This window comes from Paenibacillus sp. FSL H8-0079, from assembly GCF_037991315.1.
Lineage (GTDB): Bacteria > Bacillota > Bacilli > Paenibacillales > Paenibacillaceae > Paenibacillus.
The window spans coordinates 3688816-3706137 of sequence record NZ_CP150300.1 but is presented as its reverse complement, the minus strand read 5'-3'; the positions used below and the strand labels follow the sequence as shown (position 1 = coordinate 3706137).

At 45.9% G+C, this 17322-nt stretch carries 18 protein-coding genes; 13 read left to right on the top strand and 5 right to left on the bottom strand.

Features of this window, described 5'->3' with window-relative positions; genetic code table 11:
- Positions 1-30 precede the first annotated feature (30 nt).
- The 6 genes from MHI06_RS16440 (at position 31) to MHI06_RS16415 (ending at position 6982) form a co-directional block, all read left to right on the top strand.
- Positions 31-969: a sugar-binding transcriptional regulator gene (locus MHI06_RS16440; RefSeq protein ID WP_340402133.1), complete on the top strand. Its 939-nt coding sequence runs from the start codon at positions 31-33 to the stop codon at positions 967-969.
- 214 nt (positions 970-1183) lie between these two features.
- Entirely contained in the window at positions 1184-1834 is a 651-nt protein-coding gene (gene deoC / locus MHI06_RS16435; protein WP_340402132.1) for a deoxyribose-phosphate aldolase, read from the top strand.
- Positions 1835-2062: 228 nt separating this feature from the next.
- A complete protein-coding gene (locus MHI06_RS16430; protein ID WP_340398459.1) occupies positions 2063-3253 on the top strand; it encodes a NupC/NupG family nucleoside CNT transporter in 1191 nt (396 codons plus the stop codon).
- 29 nt (positions 3254-3282) lie between these two features.
- Positions 3283-4461, top strand: a complete 1179-nt coding sequence (gene deoB / locus MHI06_RS16425; RefSeq protein WP_340398458.1) for a phosphopentomutase — start codon at positions 3283-3285, stop codon at positions 4459-4461.
- A 98-nt stretch (positions 4462-4559) separates the two neighbouring features.
- A complete protein-coding gene (deoD, locus tag MHI06_RS16420) occupies positions 4560-5267 on the top strand; it encodes a purine-nucleoside phosphorylase (RefSeq protein WP_056691414.1) in 708 nt (235 codons plus the stop codon).
- Positions 5268-5680: 413 nt separating this feature from the next.
- Complete coding sequence (locus MHI06_RS16415; RefSeq protein WP_169479185.1) at positions 5681-6982, top strand: pyrimidine-nucleoside phosphorylase; 1302 nt, start codon at positions 5681-5683, stop codon at positions 6980-6982.
- A gap of 117 nt (positions 6983-7099) precedes the next feature.
- Here the strand turns inward: MHI06_RS16415 and MHI06_RS16410 are convergent, their stop codons facing one another.
- Together MHI06_RS16410 and MHI06_RS16405 are read right to left on the bottom strand one after the other, a co-directional pair.
- On the bottom strand, positions 7100-8083 hold the full coding sequence (locus MHI06_RS16410; protein WP_340398457.1) for a TIGR03943 family protein: 984 nt from the start codon (positions 8081-8083) through the stop codon (positions 7100-7102).
- Positions 8084-8165: 82 nt separating this feature from the next.
- Positions 8166-9206 (bottom strand): permease, encoded by a 1041-nt coding sequence (locus tag MHI06_RS16405; protein ID WP_340398456.1) that lies wholly within the window; start codon positions 9204-9206, stop codon positions 8166-8168.
- A gap of 223 nt (positions 9207-9429) precedes the next feature.
- Here MHI06_RS16405 and MHI06_RS16400 point away from each other — a divergent pair, with 223 nt between their 5' ends.
- Positions 9430-10629 (top strand): GTP-binding protein, encoded by a 1200-nt coding sequence (locus MHI06_RS16400; protein ID WP_340398455.1) that lies wholly within the window; start codon positions 9430-9432, stop codon positions 10627-10629.
- Between the two features lie 69 nt (positions 10630-10698).
- On the opposite strand, the gene MHI06_RS16395 is transcribed toward MHI06_RS16400, so the two are convergent.
- Positions 10699-11553, bottom strand: coding sequence for a stalk domain-containing protein (locus MHI06_RS16395; protein WP_340398454.1), 855 nt, complete (start codon positions 11551-11553; stop codon positions 10699-10701).
- Between the two features lie 169 nt (positions 11554-11722).
- Between MHI06_RS16395 and rpmG the strand changes: the two genes are divergently transcribed.
- The 6 genes from rpmG to MHI06_RS16365 all read left to right on the top strand — a co-directional run bounded on the left by rpmG (position 11723) and on the right by MHI06_RS16365 (position 15978).
- Positions 11723-11872, top strand: coding sequence for a 50S ribosomal protein L33 (gene rpmG, locus MHI06_RS16390; protein ID WP_036613813.1), 150 nt, complete (start codon positions 11723-11725; stop codon positions 11870-11872).
- 49 nt (positions 11873-11921) lie between these two features.
- Positions 11922-12629: a metal ABC transporter ATP-binding protein gene (locus MHI06_RS16385; RefSeq protein ID WP_340398453.1), complete on the top strand. Its 708-nt coding sequence runs from the start codon at positions 11922-11924 to the stop codon at positions 12627-12629.
- Positions 12575-13468: a metal ABC transporter permease gene (locus MHI06_RS16380; protein ID WP_340398452.1), complete on the top strand. Its 894-nt coding sequence runs from the start codon at positions 12575-12577 to the stop codon at positions 13466-13468. Before MHI06_RS16385 ends, MHI06_RS16380 begins: the two co-directional genes overlap by 55 nt.
- Complete coding sequence (locus tag MHI06_RS16375; protein ID WP_340398451.1) at positions 13455-14573, top strand: zinc ABC transporter substrate-binding protein; 1119 nt, start codon at positions 13455-13457, stop codon at positions 14571-14573. Before MHI06_RS16380 ends, MHI06_RS16375 begins: the two co-directional genes overlap by 14 nt.
- A 165-nt stretch (positions 14574-14738) precedes the next feature.
- Entirely contained in the window at positions 14739-15221 is a 483-nt protein-coding gene (locus MHI06_RS16370) for a hypothetical protein (protein ID WP_340398450.1), read from the top strand.
- A 55-nt stretch (positions 15222-15276) separates the two neighbouring features.
- Positions 15277-15978 carry a M50 family metallopeptidase gene (locus MHI06_RS16365; protein ID WP_062834767.1) on the top strand — a complete coding sequence of 234 codons (702 nt, stop codon included), beginning with the start codon at positions 15277-15279 and terminating at the stop codon, positions 15976-15978.
- A gap of 115 nt (positions 15979-16093) precedes the next feature.
- On the opposite strand, the gene MHI06_RS16360 is transcribed toward MHI06_RS16365, so the two are convergent.
- Together MHI06_RS16360 and MHI06_RS16355 are read right to left on the bottom strand one after the other, a co-directional pair.
- Positions 16094-16465, bottom strand: a complete 372-nt coding sequence (locus MHI06_RS16360) for a DUF4363 family protein (protein ID WP_169479195.1) — start codon at positions 16463-16465, stop codon at positions 16094-16096.
- A gap of 26 nt (positions 16466-16491) precedes the next feature.
- Complete coding sequence (locus tag MHI06_RS16355; RefSeq protein WP_340398449.1) at positions 16492-17220, bottom strand: DUF421 domain-containing protein; 729 nt, start codon at positions 17218-17220, stop codon at positions 16492-16494.
- Positions 17221-17322: the final 102 nt, after the last annotated feature.

Sequence of the window (17322 nt, the reverse complement as noted above, 5' to 3'; positions counted from 1 at the left end):
TAGGGATGAGTGAGATGAGCGCACATGGGAATGGACCTGGAGAAGCAACGATTAAGCATTGAAGCAGCGAAATTGTATTATCAGTCCGATTACAGCCAGCAGGATATTGCCGCCCGATTGGGCGTGTCACGTCCAACCGTATCAAGATTACTTCAGTACGCCAAAGATCGCGGATACGTCCGGATTGAAATTATGGACCCGCTGGAGGATATCGACATCATTGCCGGAGAACTCAAGTCGAAATATGATCTGGATACGGCACTTGTGTGTTTTGCCCCACTGAAGAGTGATGAGGAAATACAGAAGCATATCAGCAAACGAGCAGCAGACTATCTTCAGGAGACGGTTCAGGATGCGGATATCATCGGGGTGACTTGGGGAACAACCATGCATGCCATAGCACGCCAGCTTCGTCCCAAGCAGGTTAAAGGTGTTGAGGTCGTGCAATTGAAGGGGGGCGTAAGCCACTCCCATGTCAATACGTATGCGGCTGAGATTGTTCATTTGTTTGCTGAAGCCTTCCACACGGTACCAAGGTATCTGCCACTGCCCGTAATTTTCGACAACATCGAAGTGAAGAACATGGTGGAAGCGGATCGGCATATCGGCAGAATCGTGGAACTTGGCAGACAGGCCAACATCGCTTTGTTCACTGTCGGTACTGTAAAGGAAGATGCATTATTGTTCAGGCTCGGCTACTTCAATGAAGAAGAGCAACAATTGCTGATGAACTCAGGTGCAGGCGACATTTGTTCACGCTTTTTTGATGCGGAAGGTCAGTTGATCAGTGAAGAGATTAACAGCAGAACCGTCGGAATTGATTTGGCCGAATTGAGAAATAAGGAAAAATCAATCCTTGTCGCCGGGGGACAACGCAAAATTGAAGCCATTCACGCCGCGCTGAAAGGTCATTATGCGAATATTCTGGTTACGGATCAGCACACAGCACAGGCATTACTGCGATTCTAATTTCAAATGGATATGGATGACAACATCTGCCACGCAAAAAGGGCGGATGTTTTGCTTTGTTAGGCAGAAAATATAACGAAGCAAGAACCGCAAGTGGAACTGTGAACAAAAGTTCAAGTTGATTTTTACATATGTTCATGTTAGTGTAAGGGTATAGAAAATAACTAGTTCAGATAAGGGAGAGATTCAATTGACTACACCACAATTAGCTAAAATGATCGACCATACGTTGCTTCGTGCGGACGCAACGCAAAGTGAAATGGCCAAGTTAACCGAAGAAGCGAAGCAATACCAGTTTGCTTCTGTATGCGTTAACCCAGGCTGGGTTGCTTATGCTGCTGAGCAGTTGCAGGGTACTGGCGTAGATATCTGCACCGTTACTGGTTTCCCTCTGGGAGCATCCACTTCGGAGACGAAAGCTTTCGAAACCAAGGATGCAATTGCTAAAGGTGCAACTGAAGTCGATATGGTCATCAACATCAGTGCTTTGAAAGATGGCAAAGATGATTACGTTGAACAGGATATTCGTGCTGTAGTTGAAGCGGCTGCGGGTAATGCTTTGGTGAAAGTCATTATTGAAACTTGTCTGTTGACGGATGATGAGAAAGTACGTGCTTGTCAGGCAGCTGTACGAGCTGGAGCTGATTTTGTTAAAACTTCTACAGGTTTCTCCACAGGTGGAGCAACGCCAGAAGATATCGCTTTGATGCGTCGTACTGTAGGTCCTGATGTGGGCGTTAAAGCTTCCGGTGGCGTACGTAGCCTGGAAGATATGCAGAAAATGATCGAAGCGGGTGCGACTCGAATCGGTGCAAGTTCTGGCGTGAAGATCATGCAGGGCGGTCAGTCTACATCTTCTTACTAAGAAAGAGCTTATTAAACAAAGCTTTATGAAATAAAAAGTAATGATATATTCTCTGTACTTGGGCAAACGACTCAGGTACAGGGAATACAATTCTACAATTATATTTTAAAAACAGGATTAATTGTAAGCGCTTCATAAGTTTTCTGAAAGGTTAATGATTGAGAATGCTTAAGAACCCTTTGAGCTGAATTCCACATCCGGCTTAACTACCTTCAAAGGAGAGATCGTATGAAATTTCTAATTGCCCTTCTTGGTTTACTCGTTGTTTTTGGACTGGCTTATATCGCAAGCAACGGTAAAAAGAAGATTCGCTACCGGCCGTTGGCCGTTATGATTGTTTTGCAGGTGATCCTGGCGTATGCCTTACTGAATACAGGGGTCGGGACATGGCTGATAGGTGGATTTGCGACCGTATTTAAAAGTTTGCTTGATTATGCGAATGAAGGAATTGCGTTTGTATTTGGTGATTTGACCACTGTAGGTGCTGAGACTGTTGGGACACCGTTCTTCCTCAGCGTATTGATGCCGATTGTTGTTATCTCTGCACTCATTGGGATATTGCAGTATATCCGAATCTTACCTTTTGTTATAAAATATATTGGTCTGGTATTAAGCAAAATCAACGGAATGGGCAAACTGGAATCATATAACGCGGTTGCTTCGGCTGTATTGGGGCAATCTGAAGTGTTCATTTCTGTGAAAAAACAAATTGGGTTGTTGCCAAAACATCGGCTGTACACCTTGTGTGCCTCGGCGATGTCCACGGTATCGATGTCGATTGTCGGTGCCTATATGTCCATGATTGATCCGAAATATGTGGTTACGGCACTCGTGCTGAACCTGTTTGGCGGTTTTATCATTGCTTCCATTGTGAATCCTTATGAGGTTACAGAGGAAGAAGATATATTGGAAGTACAGGAAGAGGAGAAACAGTCCTTCTTCGAAATGCTGGGTGAATACATCCTGGATGGATTCAAAGTCGCTATCATCGTAGCTGCGATGTTAATCGGTTTTGTTGCTTTGATTGCACTTGTTAACGGAATTTTCAGCGCAGTGCTTGGCATTTCGTTCCAGGAGCTGCTTGGTTATGTGTTTGCACCATTAGCCTTTATTATGGGTGTTCCTTGGAAGGAAGCGATTCAGGCGGGAAGTATTATGGCAACCAAAATGGTATCCAACGAATTCGTTGCCATGCTTGCTTTAGCGAAGGAGACATTACTGTCTGCTAGAACAACAGGGATCGTATCCGTCTTCCTCGTATCGTTCGCCAATTTCTCCTCCATCGGTATCATTGCAGGTGCGGTGAAGGGACTTCATGAGAAACAAGGTAATGTGGTAGCCCGCTTCGGTCTGAAACTGCTTTACGGTGCATCGCTTGTCAGTGTATTGTCTGCGATCATCGCCGGACTGTTCTTGTAAACCGGATTATTGGAAGGAGTGCTTAGGTTATGTCAACATTTAAAAGAGTACATCTAATCGTTATGGATTCTGTAGGAATCGGCGAAGCGCCGGATGCAGCAGAATTCTATGATTTTGATGTGGATACCTTCGGTCACATTGCACGTGAACGCGGAGGTCTGAAAATGCCTCACATGGCCAGTCTCGGACTGTCCAACATCAAAGAAATTGAGGGTGTTCCTGTAGCGGATGCACCTAAAGCGTATTACACCAAGATGCAGGAAGCATCCAGAGGCAAAGACACAATGACAGGTCACTGGGAGCTGATGGGTCTTTACATTGATACACCTTTCCGCGTGTTCGAGAACGGTTTTCCCGATGAGCTGATTCAGCGCATTGAAGAGAAAACGGGCCGTAAGGTCATCGGTAACAAACCGGCCAGCGGTACGGAAATTCTGGATGAGCTGGGTGCAGAGCATGTCGAAACTGGCGCACTCATCGTATACACATCCGCGGATTCAGTTCTGCAAATTGCAGCACATGAGGACGTTGTTCCATTGAAAGAACTGTATGAGATCTGTGAGTTCTGTCGTGAAATTACACTTGAAGATCCGTACATGCTCGGCCGCATTATTGCACGTCCATTTGTAGGTGAAGCGGGTGACTGGAAGCGTACTGCGAATCGTCATGACTATGCGCTTAAGCCGTTTGGACGTACCGTCATGAATGAACTTCAAGATGGTGGATTTGATGTCATTGCCTTGGGTAAAATTGCGGATATCTACGATGGCGAAGGTGTAACGAAGTCCGTTCGTACTGTATCGAATATGGATGGCATGGACAAGTTGTCTGAAACGATGGATGAAGAGTTCAATGGACTTAGCTTCCTGAACCTGGTTGATTTTGATGCCCTGTACGGTCACCGTCGTGATCCCCAAGGTTATGCTCAGGCGCTCGAAGACTATGATGCACGGCTGCCAGAGATTTTTGCCAAAATGACCAATGATGATCTGCTGCTGATCACAGCTGACCATGGTAATGATCCAACTTATCGTGGTACAGATCATACACGTGAATATGTTCCATTGCTTGCCTACTCTCCGCGCTTCAGCGAGGGCAAAAAGCTTGATCTGCGCAGCACATTTGCTGACCTTGGTGCAACCGTAGCCGAGAACTTTGGAGTGAAAATGCCGGAATATGGCACCAGCTTCCTGAAAGATTTGAAATAGGTTTTTCGAAAACAGGATAGGGGATGTCGGAGTAGTTGAGGCTGCTCCGGTTCCTGCCATCATAATAGACTAAATATATAACTGGAGGAGATTCATTCATGAGTACACATATTGGAGCTAAACCCGGAGATATCGCAGAAACGATCCTTTTGCCAGGAGACCCTTTGCGCGCGAAATATATTGCAGATACGTACCTTGAAGATGTTGTATGTTACAACGAGGTTCGCGGAATGCTTGGTTTTACGGGTACATATCAAGGACACCGGATTTCGGTGCAAGGTTCAGGAATGGGTATTCCGTCTTTCGCAATCTATGCTAATGAATTGATCAGCGAATATGGCGTGAAAAACCTGATTCGTGTAGGTACTTGTGGCGGTATGCAGGAGCATGTACGTGTACGTGACGTCATCCTTGCACAAGCAGCATGTACAGATTCCAGCATGAACAAACACGTATTCGGTGGATATGACTTCTCGCCAATCGCTACGTTCTCCCTGCTGAAAGAAGCATATGATCGTGCAACAGCTAAAGGCATGAAAATTCATGTGGGTAACGTGTTCAGCTCGGATTCTTTCTACCGCGATGACCGTTCCGTAACCGAGAAGTTGATGAAACACGGCGTACTGGGCGTAGAAATGGAAACAACAGCACTGTATACCATCGCTGCCAAGTTCGGTGTTAACGCACTGACCATCCTGACGGTAAGTGACCACTTGCTGACAGGCGAAGAAACATCTGCCGAAGAGCGCCAAAAAACGTTCAACGACATGATGGTAGTTGCCCTCGACACAGCAATCACACTGTAATTGTTGCATTTTATATTCATAATCATTTGATTTTATCTAAACTTTTGTTTTAAGCACGGAGTGAAGGAAGCGGATCGATTCTGAAGAAGCAAAGCGCTCTAAGGAACGATCCGGAGCTGGAACGAATGCTGCACAAAGTGTTGTATAAGTTGACTACATGTTGTTGTTGTATTTTATATTCAATATTAATTGATTTTAATCGAAACTTTTGTTTCAAGCACGGAGTGAAGGAACCGGAATCGATTCTGAAGAAGCAAAGCGTTCGCCTTTGTCTCCGAGTTTTTCCATTGCAAAATGGATCAAAAAAACTTGGAGACAACAGCGATCGGAGGAAATGATCTGGAGCCGGAACGGTCAACGGACCAACAACAAAGTGTTCTATACAATCAATACACACACAAGGAGAGATCATCATGAGAATGGTAGACATTATTGCCAAGAAACGCGACGGAAAAGAACTGACAACAGCTGAGATTGATTTTGTTGTTCAAGGATACACACAAGGAGAGATCCCGGACTATCAAGTCAGCGCATGGGCGATGGCGGTATTCTTTAAAGATATGACGGACAAAGAACGTGCTGATCTCACGATGTCCATGGTAAATTCGGGTGAAACGATCGACCTGTCCGCCATCGAAGGTATCAAAGTAGACAAGCACTCCACAGGAGGTGTGGGCGATACAACAACACTGGTACTCGCTCCGCTTGTTGCTGCGCTGGATGTTCCTGTTGCCAAAATGTCCGGACGTGGACTTGGTCACACGGGTGGTACAACAGACAAGCTGGAATCCGTTGCTGGCTTCCACGTAGAGCTTGAGAAAGAAGAGTTCATTCGTCTCGTAAACGAACATAAGGTTGCAGTTATCGGACAAAGTGGTAACCTTACGCCTGCAGACAAGAAGCTCTATGCACTGCGTGACGTAACAGCTACCGTTAACTCCATTCCACTGATCGCTAGCTCCATCATGAGCAAGAAAATTGCAGCAGGTGCTGATGCAATCGTATTGGATGTTAAAACGGGTGCTGGTGCATTCATGAAAACAACGGAAGATGCTAAAGAACTGGCACATGCCATGGTAAGCATCGGTAACAATGTTGGACGTAAAACGATGGCTGTTATCTCCGATATGTCCCAACCACTGGGTCTGGCGATTGGTAACGCGCTTGAAGTGAAAGAAGCCATCCTCACCCTGCAAGGTAAAGGCCCGAAAGATCTGGAAGAGCTGTGTCTGGCACTTGGACGTCAGATGGTATTCCTTGCTGGCAAGGCAGATTCCTTGGAGCATGCTGAGGAGAGATTGAGAGAAGTCATCCAGAACGGTAAGGCACTGGAGAAATTCAAAGATTTCTTGGCAAACCAAGGTGGAGACGCTTCGGTTGTGGATCATCCAGATCGTTTGCCTCAGGCACAATACCTGGTTGAAGTGCCAGCAGACAAAGACGGCTATGTTGCCGGAATCGTCGCTGACGAAATCGGTACTGCAGCAATGCTGCTCGGCGCAGGCCGTGCAACGAAAGAGTCTGAGATCGATCTCGCTGTTGGTCTGATGCTGAACAAAAAAGTCGGTGACCCAGTCAAAGCTGGTGAGTCCCTTGTAACGATCCATGCCAATCGTGAAGACGTAGCAGACGTCATCGCGAAGATCAAAGAAAACATTACGATTGCGGATCATGCCGATGCTCCTGTATTGGTTCATGATATCGTAACGGAATAATAATCAAAACAGACGAGATGTAATCTCATGTCTGACTGAACATGAAAGCCCCAAAGCGATGTAATCCATCGCTTTGGGGCTTTTTGACGTTGAGGTGCAAGTTACTACTACTAGCAACTACTCGCTCTTTATTTGCTCATACGCCATCACCGAGTCCGCATTGGTATAAATATAAGGCGTGGATGGCTCGGATACAGGTGTCACCTTTGTTGCTCGAATCTCAATCGTATCCTTACCGTTCACCTGTGCAGAGCCGATGCTGCCATCGATTTGCACCCAACTATCTGTAGGGAAGCTATCCGCTTCTGGAATGTGAATCATCACGCCGAAGGGAGCCGCATCCGCGGGGCAACACATGACGAGAAATCGTCCCAGTGCAAAATGTGATTCATGGTCCATGCTCTTGTCCCGATAAACGAACCCGGTTAATGAGATATCTTTGCCTGCAAATTGTCGCTGGAACATGTCGATCGTGCCGAGTGTTTCAGAGAAAATCTCAGGATAGACTCGGATGACCTGTTCTGCATACAACTTCTCCGCCAGTTCAGCGAATTCGCGGCTATACTCGTCTGGGGGAATGAATTGTACTTTGGTGGCCGATGCAGACTGAACAACCGTTGGTTGTTGTGTAAGATCTTGTACATTCAATTGCGTTGCCGGATCGGGTAAAGGCTCTTTTCGACGAATCTCGGGAGGGGCATAGGTGAGAGACATTCCTTTCTGACTGGCCATGGAGCTGCCCAGAGCCCGATCAGGTAACAGAAACCCTAACAACAAGGGTATAGCAATCAGACCATATACCAGCGCACTACGGAGGAACCCGGAAGGCGGTGGGTGCTCGCAGTCGCAATGAACCTCGTTTCTACCGAACAGTCCATGCCAGGCCATGATAACAGCAATAAACAATAAGGGAACAGGGCAGCATAATAGCAGTTTTTGCATGGTCGGCGCCAAATAATAATGAAGTGAATCACTTGAATTCAAGTGAATAATGTATACTGCCAGCCCGCCGATCCAAACCGCACGAATCAGGTTATGCCATTGAATGAAGTGTGATTTTGGAACAGGGGCTTTTGTAATCGTATAGACAGTGTGGTTCATATCATCACCTCATCTCTATTAATCGTCAGGATGAAAGTTCATGGGATTAATCATTTAGGTCATGAAGTATGTTGCTCAACCTTTATACCAGCAGATTAATCAACCACGAGCCAGCGAAGACGAGTGTGATAATCGCTAGACTTAGACCAATAACAAACCGGGTACGGAAGGTGGAGAGCAGCATCAGGGTACTTTTGAAATCCAGCATTGGACCAAGAACAAGGAAGGATACCAGCGGCCCCAGTGCAAACGTGTGTGAGAACGCAGAAGCCACAAAAGCATCAGAAGTGGAACAGAGAGACAATACATAAGCAAACCCCATCATGAATACATAGGAGGCAACAGGACCATTGCCAAGTGAGATCAGATCGCTGCGGCTAATGAATGTCTGGATGCAGGCTGTAATCAAGGCACCGATCACCAGATATTTGCTCATATCGACGAATTCGTCTCCGGCATGAATGAAGAAGCTACGCCAGTTTTTTACATGATTGTGATCAGGAGCATTTGCGTGTGCATGAGCATGAGGTTGCGCCATTTTAAACCCAGGATGTGTCTTGACCTCTGTAACTGCGATCTTTGGCATCCGAAGGGGATTTCGACGGACAAACACATACACGAGCATGCCTATGGAAGCTGCTACAGCAAAGGCCAGTCCCATACGGGCAATGGTAATCTCAGGATGGGAGGGAAAGGCAAGCAAGGTCGCGGTAAATACGATGGGATTGACTACGGGACCACTCAAAATGAACGTAACTGCGATATAGGCTGGCATGCCTTTGTGCATCAACCTTCTCACGACCGGGATCATGCCACATTCACAAATGGGAAAAATAATACCGAGCAGCCCTGCGACCAGCACACCGCCGATCGGATTCTTAGGCGTTAGTCTGCGGACCATCTCTTCCGATACGAACCACTGCATGAGCGAGGACAACAGCACACCCATGAGCAGAAAAGGTGCGGCTTCAAGGAAAATACCTATGAATACGGTTTTCATATTTTGCAAAGCTTCACTGTTCCATGCTTCCTTCAAGTCTGGAGCCATTGTGATCAACACGGGAACAAGAAATGCACAAGGGATCAGGAAGGACAGGAGCTTCAGATTGGCTGCCATTTTCATGAAACAGACCTCCACAACTAGGACTTTGCTAAAATATATGCTTGTACGTGCGGCAACATACATCATTCCTATGTTCTAATCAACATTTTTACGATTAATCAAGATTCTTCATCATTTTAGAGTTGACAACCCAAAGAAAACTGCGGTATAGTTCGGATTGATCGTCCTTAATAGTAATTATTACGATTAAAGTCATAACTTAAACAGAGTGGAGGAAGCAGAAATGTCAGATCAACAGGTTCAACAGCGGGTTCCGGTAACCGTACTTAGTGGATATTTGGGTGCAGGCAAAACGACACTGCTCAATCATGTGCTTCATAACCGCGAGGGGATGCGGGTTGCTGTCATCGTCAATGATCTCAGTGAGGTTAACATCGATGCAGGTTTAATACGAGATGGTGGTGGGTTATCGCGCATTGATGAGAAGCTGGTAGAGATGTCCAATGGTTGCATCTGCTGCACATTGCGGGAGGATCTGTTGAAAGAAGTCGAGCGGCTGGCGTTAGATGGTTCTTTTGACTACATATTGATAGAATCCACGGGTATTGGTGAGCCGGTACCTGTTGCGCAGACGTTTACGTATATCGATGAGGAACTCGGCATTGATTTGACGAAATTCACCCGTCTCGACACGATGGTTACGGTTGTCGATGCTGCCCAGTTCTGGCGTGATTTTTATTCCAAAGAAACACTGAAGGATCGTGGACAGGAAGCGGGGGAGGACGATGTTCGTGGAATCGTTCATCTGCTGACGGACCAGGTGGAATTCTGTGATGTGCTGATTCTGAACAAATGTGATCTGGTCTCGGAGGAAGAACTGACGAAGCTTGAAAAGGCACTACACGCGATGCAACCGGAGGCCAAGCTTATTCGCACGACACATGGGCAGATTGATCCGAGAGAGATATTGAATACGGGACGTTTTGATTTTGAAAAAGCAAGCCAGTCCGCGGGTTGGATCCGCGAATTAATGAAAGAGGAACATACCCCGGAGACTGAAGAATATGGAATTCATTCATTTGTCTATCATCGAAAACGTCCATTCCACTCGGAACGGTTGCTGCGTTGGATTGCGAAATATCCAGATAGCATCGTGCGATCCAAAGGTCTGATGTGGTTGGCAACAAGGAACCATATGGCAATCTCTTTCAGTCACGCAGGTACATCAAAGCAGCTTGCGCCAGCAGGAATATGGGTAGGTGCGATGAGTGAGGAGGAAAGGCAACTTCATTTTGGCGATACATTGCCAAGCATACCGGACTGGGATGATGAGTGGGGCGACCGCGTAACCAAATTAGTATTTATCGGCATTGACATGGACCGGGCGGAGATTGAACGTACATTGGATGAGACCCTTCTTACGGAGGAGGAGATGTTGATGAACTGGCGCGAATTGAAAGATCCTTTTCCGGCGTGGAGTTGAAGTGAAAAGAAAAGATCTTCAAGTGCACTAGTGCCCCTGAAGATCAATGATTATATTGCATTAAGGACTTTAGCTGAAGGACAAATCGCCAAGATAAAAATCACCGTTGCCACTTTTTTGCGGACTAAACACAAAGGTAAGGTACACTCCATAGGAACCCGTCCATCCTTGTGGATAATAAATGGCTTTGTAACTGTGTCTTGTTTTGGTTTTATCATTCATTGCAATCACTTTAAAATCAGCTGATTTCACATTAATCAACTGATCTGCATATTTAGTCAGCGTTTTTTTATCATTTGCTGCAATGATACCTTTGACTGTAGTCTTAAATTTATCTTTCTGGGATTGCTTACCCAGATCAAAAATGTCGATCTCGGGATTTTCAATAACTTTAGCATCTATGTATTTATCAAATTCACTAGTGCTTCCTGTTTTAAGTGCTTTACCATACATCTTGATCAGTGTTAAAGATTCTTTTTGCAATTTGACTATCATCTGAGCGTCAGTTCCAGTCATCTTGATTGAGCCTGAAGTACTTGGGTTACTTGAACTACTTGATTTACTTGAATCATCAGAATCTTTGGTACCGGTACTACTATTATTACTTGAACTACTAGACTTACTGGTACCTGAATTCGTGATACTTACAACTTTGTTGCTAACATTCAGAGATACGTTGGCTCCCAGTGCTTCTGCTGTGGTACTTACAGGCAGGTAAACATCACCGTCATATACCAGTGCATTCAGTTTGTCTCCGGCTTCATTCTTGGGTGTCCAAGACAAACCGTTTACTTTAAAGCTAATGTTGCTGTCGAGTGCTGCTTCAATATCTTGAATTCCGTTTGAAGCCGCTACACCGAGGGCACCGAAAGCCAAACTGCATGCTACCAATGACCCAATAAAAGTTGATTTTTTGATCTTCATCTAGTTCCTCCGTAGGTAAAGTATAATGATACCAAAGCAGTATATCATATGAAATTATATTATGGATACAAAATTTTACTTTCGCAGATATGGAGTTGACAAACGAAAAAGCATCAGCTAATATCATTAAATAGTAATAATTACGATTAAACAAGAGGAGGAAACCACCATGAGAGTCATTGTAACCTTAGCCTGCACCGAGTGCGGGGACCGCAACTACACAACAACCAAGAACAAACGTAACCATCCAGAGAGACTTGAGATGAAGAAGTACTCACCTCGTTTGAAGAAAATGACGATCCATCGGGAAACACGCTAAATTTTTTTGTTATTTTTTAATCGTAATATTTACGAAAAGAGGGAAAGGCATGATACTATCCTCCATGCGTGATGTTGTATTTGGATATGGCAAAGAGCCGGTCATTGATCAACTGTCGCTGGATATCCATGTGGGAGAGTTCATAGGCATCACAGGTCCCAATGGTTCTGCCAAAACGACCCTGTTAAAGCTGCTACTAGGGCTATTGAAGCCCTGGAGCGGCACCATACATATGAATCCGCAGTTGAAACGTGGGAACAAGTCCAATATCGGTTATGTGCCCCAGCAGGTGGCATCGTTCAATAGTGGATTTCCCAGTACGGTGAATGAGCTGGTCCGGTCCGGGTGTTACACCAGGCTGGGACTATTCCGAAGCTTCACAGCAGAGCAGGATGCCATCGTTGAACGCAGTTTGCGGGAAGTTGGTATGTGGGAATATCGGAATACGCGCGTCGGTGAGCTGTCTGGTGGACAGAAGCAGCGGATCTGTATTGCCAGAGCTATGGCTGGGCAACCGCAGGTTCTGGTACTGGATGAGCCAACAACGGGGATGGACCGCCACAGCCGTGAAGGATTTTACAATCTGATGCGCCACTATGCTGATGTTCATGGGTTAACGATTATTATGGTTACGCACGGACTGGAAGAGATGGGGAATCGATTGGATCGTACGATTACTCTGGAGCGGCAAGAAAGTGAGGAATGGCAGTGTTTGAGTACGAATTCATGCAACGTGCCTTCTGGGCAGGTGGACTAATTGGAGTCATCGCTCCAATTCTTGGGGTCTATCTGATGCTCAGGCGGCAGGTCCTTATGGCGGACACGTTATCCCATGTCTCACTGGCAGGGGTTGCGCTCGGTTCGGTCATGAATCTTAACCCGGTGATCTGCGGATTCGCCATTGCTATTATCGGTGCATTACTGGTTGAACAACTGCGGCGAAGTTACCGAACCTACAGCGAGGTACCTGTGGCGATCATCATGACTTCGGGACTGGCTCTTGCTGTAGTGTTGATGAGTCTCAAAACCAATCTGTCCAAAACCTTCAGCTCATACTTATTCGGATCTATTGTCGCGGTTAGCGATATTCAGTTGTGGATGATGGCAGGTGTATGTGTCATTGGTTTACTTTTTTTCATCTTACTCCGGAGACCGCTCTATAGCTTTACCTTTGATGAAGAGACAGCTTCCATTGGAGGCGTTCAGGTAAAAGGGTTATCGTTTGCATTTGCCATTCTGACAGGAATGACTGTAGCTTCAGCCATGCCGATCGTCGGTGTGTTGCTGGTGTCTGCTCTCATTGTATTGCCTGCTGCCTTGGCACTGAGAGTGTCTCGCAGTTTTACAGCAGCGATTGTTGTCGCGGTAATTACAGGATTAATTGGTATTTTTAGCGGGCTCACAACATCTTACCATCTAAATACACCACCGGGAGGAACAATTGCGCTCATCCTGTTGGTCATCCTATTGACTGGAATATCAGCGCAAAAGCTGATTGCACGATATAACCGCAAGCGCCATCGCAAAGAAACGAAATCACAGCACATCATTCTGGTCAACCATTCTAGGAGGAATACATCACATGAAATTCAGTAAAAAAGCTACGCTCGGATTGTTGTTCAGTCTCACACTTATCGTCGCAGGCTGCGGACAAAAATCCGCTTCTGATGCAAATACAAGTTCTACGGGTGCCGGTAATACGGTACCCGTAGAGAGTGAAGCAGCTAAATTAAACGTGCAGGTCAGCTTCTATCCGATGTATGAGTTCACCAAAAATGTGGCAGGTGATCTGGCCGATGTGCATACACTCGTTCCAGCAGGAATGGAGCCTCATGATTGGGAGCCCACACCACAAGATATTGCCAGCATTGAAAAAGCGGACGTGCTTGTATACAACGGTGCGGGCATGGAATCTTGGATTGATCAGGTCACCGGAAGTCTGAGCAATGCTTCACTCATTCAGGTGGAAGCGAGCAAAGGAATTAACCTGCTTGAAGGTACAGAAGATGAGCATGATCATGGACATGAAGATTCCGAGGGAACGGATACGCATGACCATGCCGATGAATCCGCTGGGGAAGCACATGATCACGATCATGCGGATGAAGCGACTACGGAAGAACACGACCATGATCATGACGCAGAGGCTGAAGCAGGACATGATCACGATCACGGTGGACTCGATCCCCACGTATGGCTGTCACCTGCATTGGCTGTAAAGGAGGTGCGCAATATTGAAGCAGGTTTGGCGCAGGCTGCCCCGGAACATGCTGAACAGTTCAAGCAGAATGCAGATGCTTACATTGCTCAACTGGAGTCACTGGATCAGGACTTCAAGGCGGCTGTGACGGATAGCAAACGTAAAGATTTCATCACACAACACGCTGCATTTGGCTACCTTGCCAAGGAATATGGATTGCAACAGGTGCCCATCGCAGGATTGTCTCCTGAGCAAGAACCTTCGGCAGCACAGATGGCATCTGTCATTGATTTTGCGAAAGAGCATCAGGTGAAGACCATTTTCTTCGAAACATTGGTTTCATCCAAAGTGTCTGAGACGATCGCAAGTGAAGTGGGAGCCAAAACGGCCGTATTGAACCCGATTGAGGGACTTACCGAGGAAGAGATCGCGGTGGGAATGGACTACATCAGCGTGATGAGACAAAATTTGGAGGCTCTGAAACTGGCGCTGAACGAATAATAAAAGATCGATTTGATGCCTCTCACCGAAAAAGGTACAATAATACAACATGCTGAGGAATGGATCGCCATTCCTTTGCCTTTTTGCAAAGCAGAGAGCACAGTGATGTGCTCTCTCTTTGTTGAATAAGGTGACCGGATCGAGGAGAACAGGAGGACACATTGCATGAGTTTAAATGAGGAACCTGAAGTGCTGTTAAGTGAACAGCCTGCTCATCTGTGGAGACGACGCAAGCTGGAGCTGATGCACTGGACGGAACGTGACAAACATACGGTTTCCGCGAAGAAAACAGAGATTTGGAACGGTGTTGAAGTCGATGCCGAACTCGTGAAGGCATTGTCCATACTTCAGAGTGCGGGCGTGAGGACGGAATTTTCATGTGCAGGGGTGAGTCCGCTTGATGAACCTGTTGATCATTCCCTTTATGCTTATGTTACCCTGATACAAAGTGAGGTTGCAGATCAATTCGTGCACTATGCTCTCCGTCGGATGCGGAATCGACTGCTCGTTACGTTAGAGGCCGAAAAGGGCCGCTATGATCTGTCTTCTTTTTTCATTGGACACAATCGAAGCTTCTGCTGGTGGATGGAGCACTGTGCCCTACAGTTTGGAAGCCGAAACGAATCGAGTGAAAAAAGCGTAGTATAAAGGATAGGCTTGTTTAATTGATTGTTTACTTGAAGGTAAAGGAGGTATGGCACGATTGAATAAGTGGGTCAAAACGATACTGTTTCTGCTAGGCTCCGTCTTTCTAACACGATTCATTCCATTCTCGTCCTTGTTCCGTAACCTGGATACGATGATTCACGAATTCGGTCATGCACTAATGACACTGGTACTGTCCGGTAAAGTGCTGCGGATTGAATTGTACGCTGATCATAGCGGCGTGACCTATTCGTCCATGCTGACGCCAGGCAGATCGATCCTGGTTTCTCTGGCGGGATATATCAGTGCATCACTGTTCGCCTGGCTATTGTTCTACTTATACCGCAAAGGCTTGCATATGTGGGGACTTGGGATTATGACGGCTGTAGCTCTGGTGTCACTCCTGTTATATGTAAGAGGGGAGTTCGGCATGTTATGGTTGACCGGGTTCATCGTTCTGAATGTGGTCATTATGATTTTTGGCGCCAAGATCGTGAAGTTCTATTATCTGTTACTGGCGTTTCTTACACTCGAAGAGTCCGTTGTTAGTGCTGTATACGTTGGATTTATGTCCTGGACTCAGCCTTCACGGGCAGGGGATGCAGCGAATCTCGCTCAACAGACATTCCTTCCCGCGCTGTTCTGGGGCACGTTGTTTGCTCTATTTGCACTGTGGTGTGCGAACAGAGCGCTCACTCTCTTTTTCCGCAAAGAAGGCACTTCGCGATCGTCACGGTCTCGGGGATTACGAAGAGCGTAACGGATATAAAGTTATGTAAAAGCAAAGAAGGCACTTCCTTTCTTCATAAAAGGAAAGTGCCTTTTGTTTTTGGACGTACATCTGATATTAAAGTCTGATATTAAAGATATTGAACCTAATCACCAAGATTATCCCATAATACATAAAAGTAATAAATCTCTTCCATAATCGCCTTATCATCCTCTGCTGCAACGCCGCCCTTCATCCGAGCGAGGGTGCCCAGAATATCATAAATCGCTTCACGCTCCACACTGAACTGAATGCGGTTGACGATTTTATCCCAAGCCTGCATTGCATAATTGATTTGAGTCTTGGCTTCAGTCCAGTTTTGGCCCTCGACCTGTTTCTCCAACATTTGTACTGATTCAAGCAAGCGATCATCGGTACCAAAGGGCTTTTTGAGAAAGGCTCCGCTAGCCATAATCGCAACGAATACAAGAATGAGGAAGATCGGGAGCACATATAGCAGCCAGAAACGCGTTTTCATTCAACCGCCTCCTTCATGTAAAGAGTTTAGAAAGGCCCTTCATAATCGCCCATGTCGATTTTTTCGATGATCTTATCCTTGAACAGATCCACATACAATTTGTCATTGGGTAATATGGCGGCAAAAGCGATATCCTGTATCGTAATGTTTTGCTTTTTTAGCTGTTCACTGAGCCAGTTAGTATCTTTGTTTCTTTCCTCCAGATTTTGCTTAATCAGCAGGCCATCAATGATAATCTCGGTCATCAGCTTGCTCTTGGGCGGGTGCATATGCATGTCTTTCGCGGTTACCGGTTGATTCTCAGGTTTCAAAACAACTGAAAGGCTGCCGTCCGGTTCCAGAATCGCATAATCCAAAGTCGTAATATCAAATACATCTTTTTGCCGCAGCATCATAGTCAACTCATCAAATTTGACTCGCATTTTACTCAGGTTCTGTTCGAGAATTTTACCGTTCTGGATGATCAATGTGGGATCAGAGTCCATCAGTTTGGAGATGGTGCGATTTTTCAGCGTAATATACTGAAAGATGATCGTAATGATTGTGAAAATGGTCAAGGCCACAAAATGAATCCACGCCTTGGACGAGAGATCGGTTGCAAACGTACCCGCAATGGAACCGATTGTGATACCGTTAATGTAATCAAAATACGTCAAGTTACCCATCTGCTGCTTGCCCAGCACCCTTGTGTAAATGATCAGGGTCAGAAAGGCAATAATAGACCGCACGGCAACAACCCATGTTTCTTCCATCATATATGTATCACCTTCCTTTATTTCACCGTTGCTCTATTAAGAGGTTGTTTAAAAAGTTTGCTTTTGAACACGTATTATAACAAGCTTTTCCTACGCTGGATG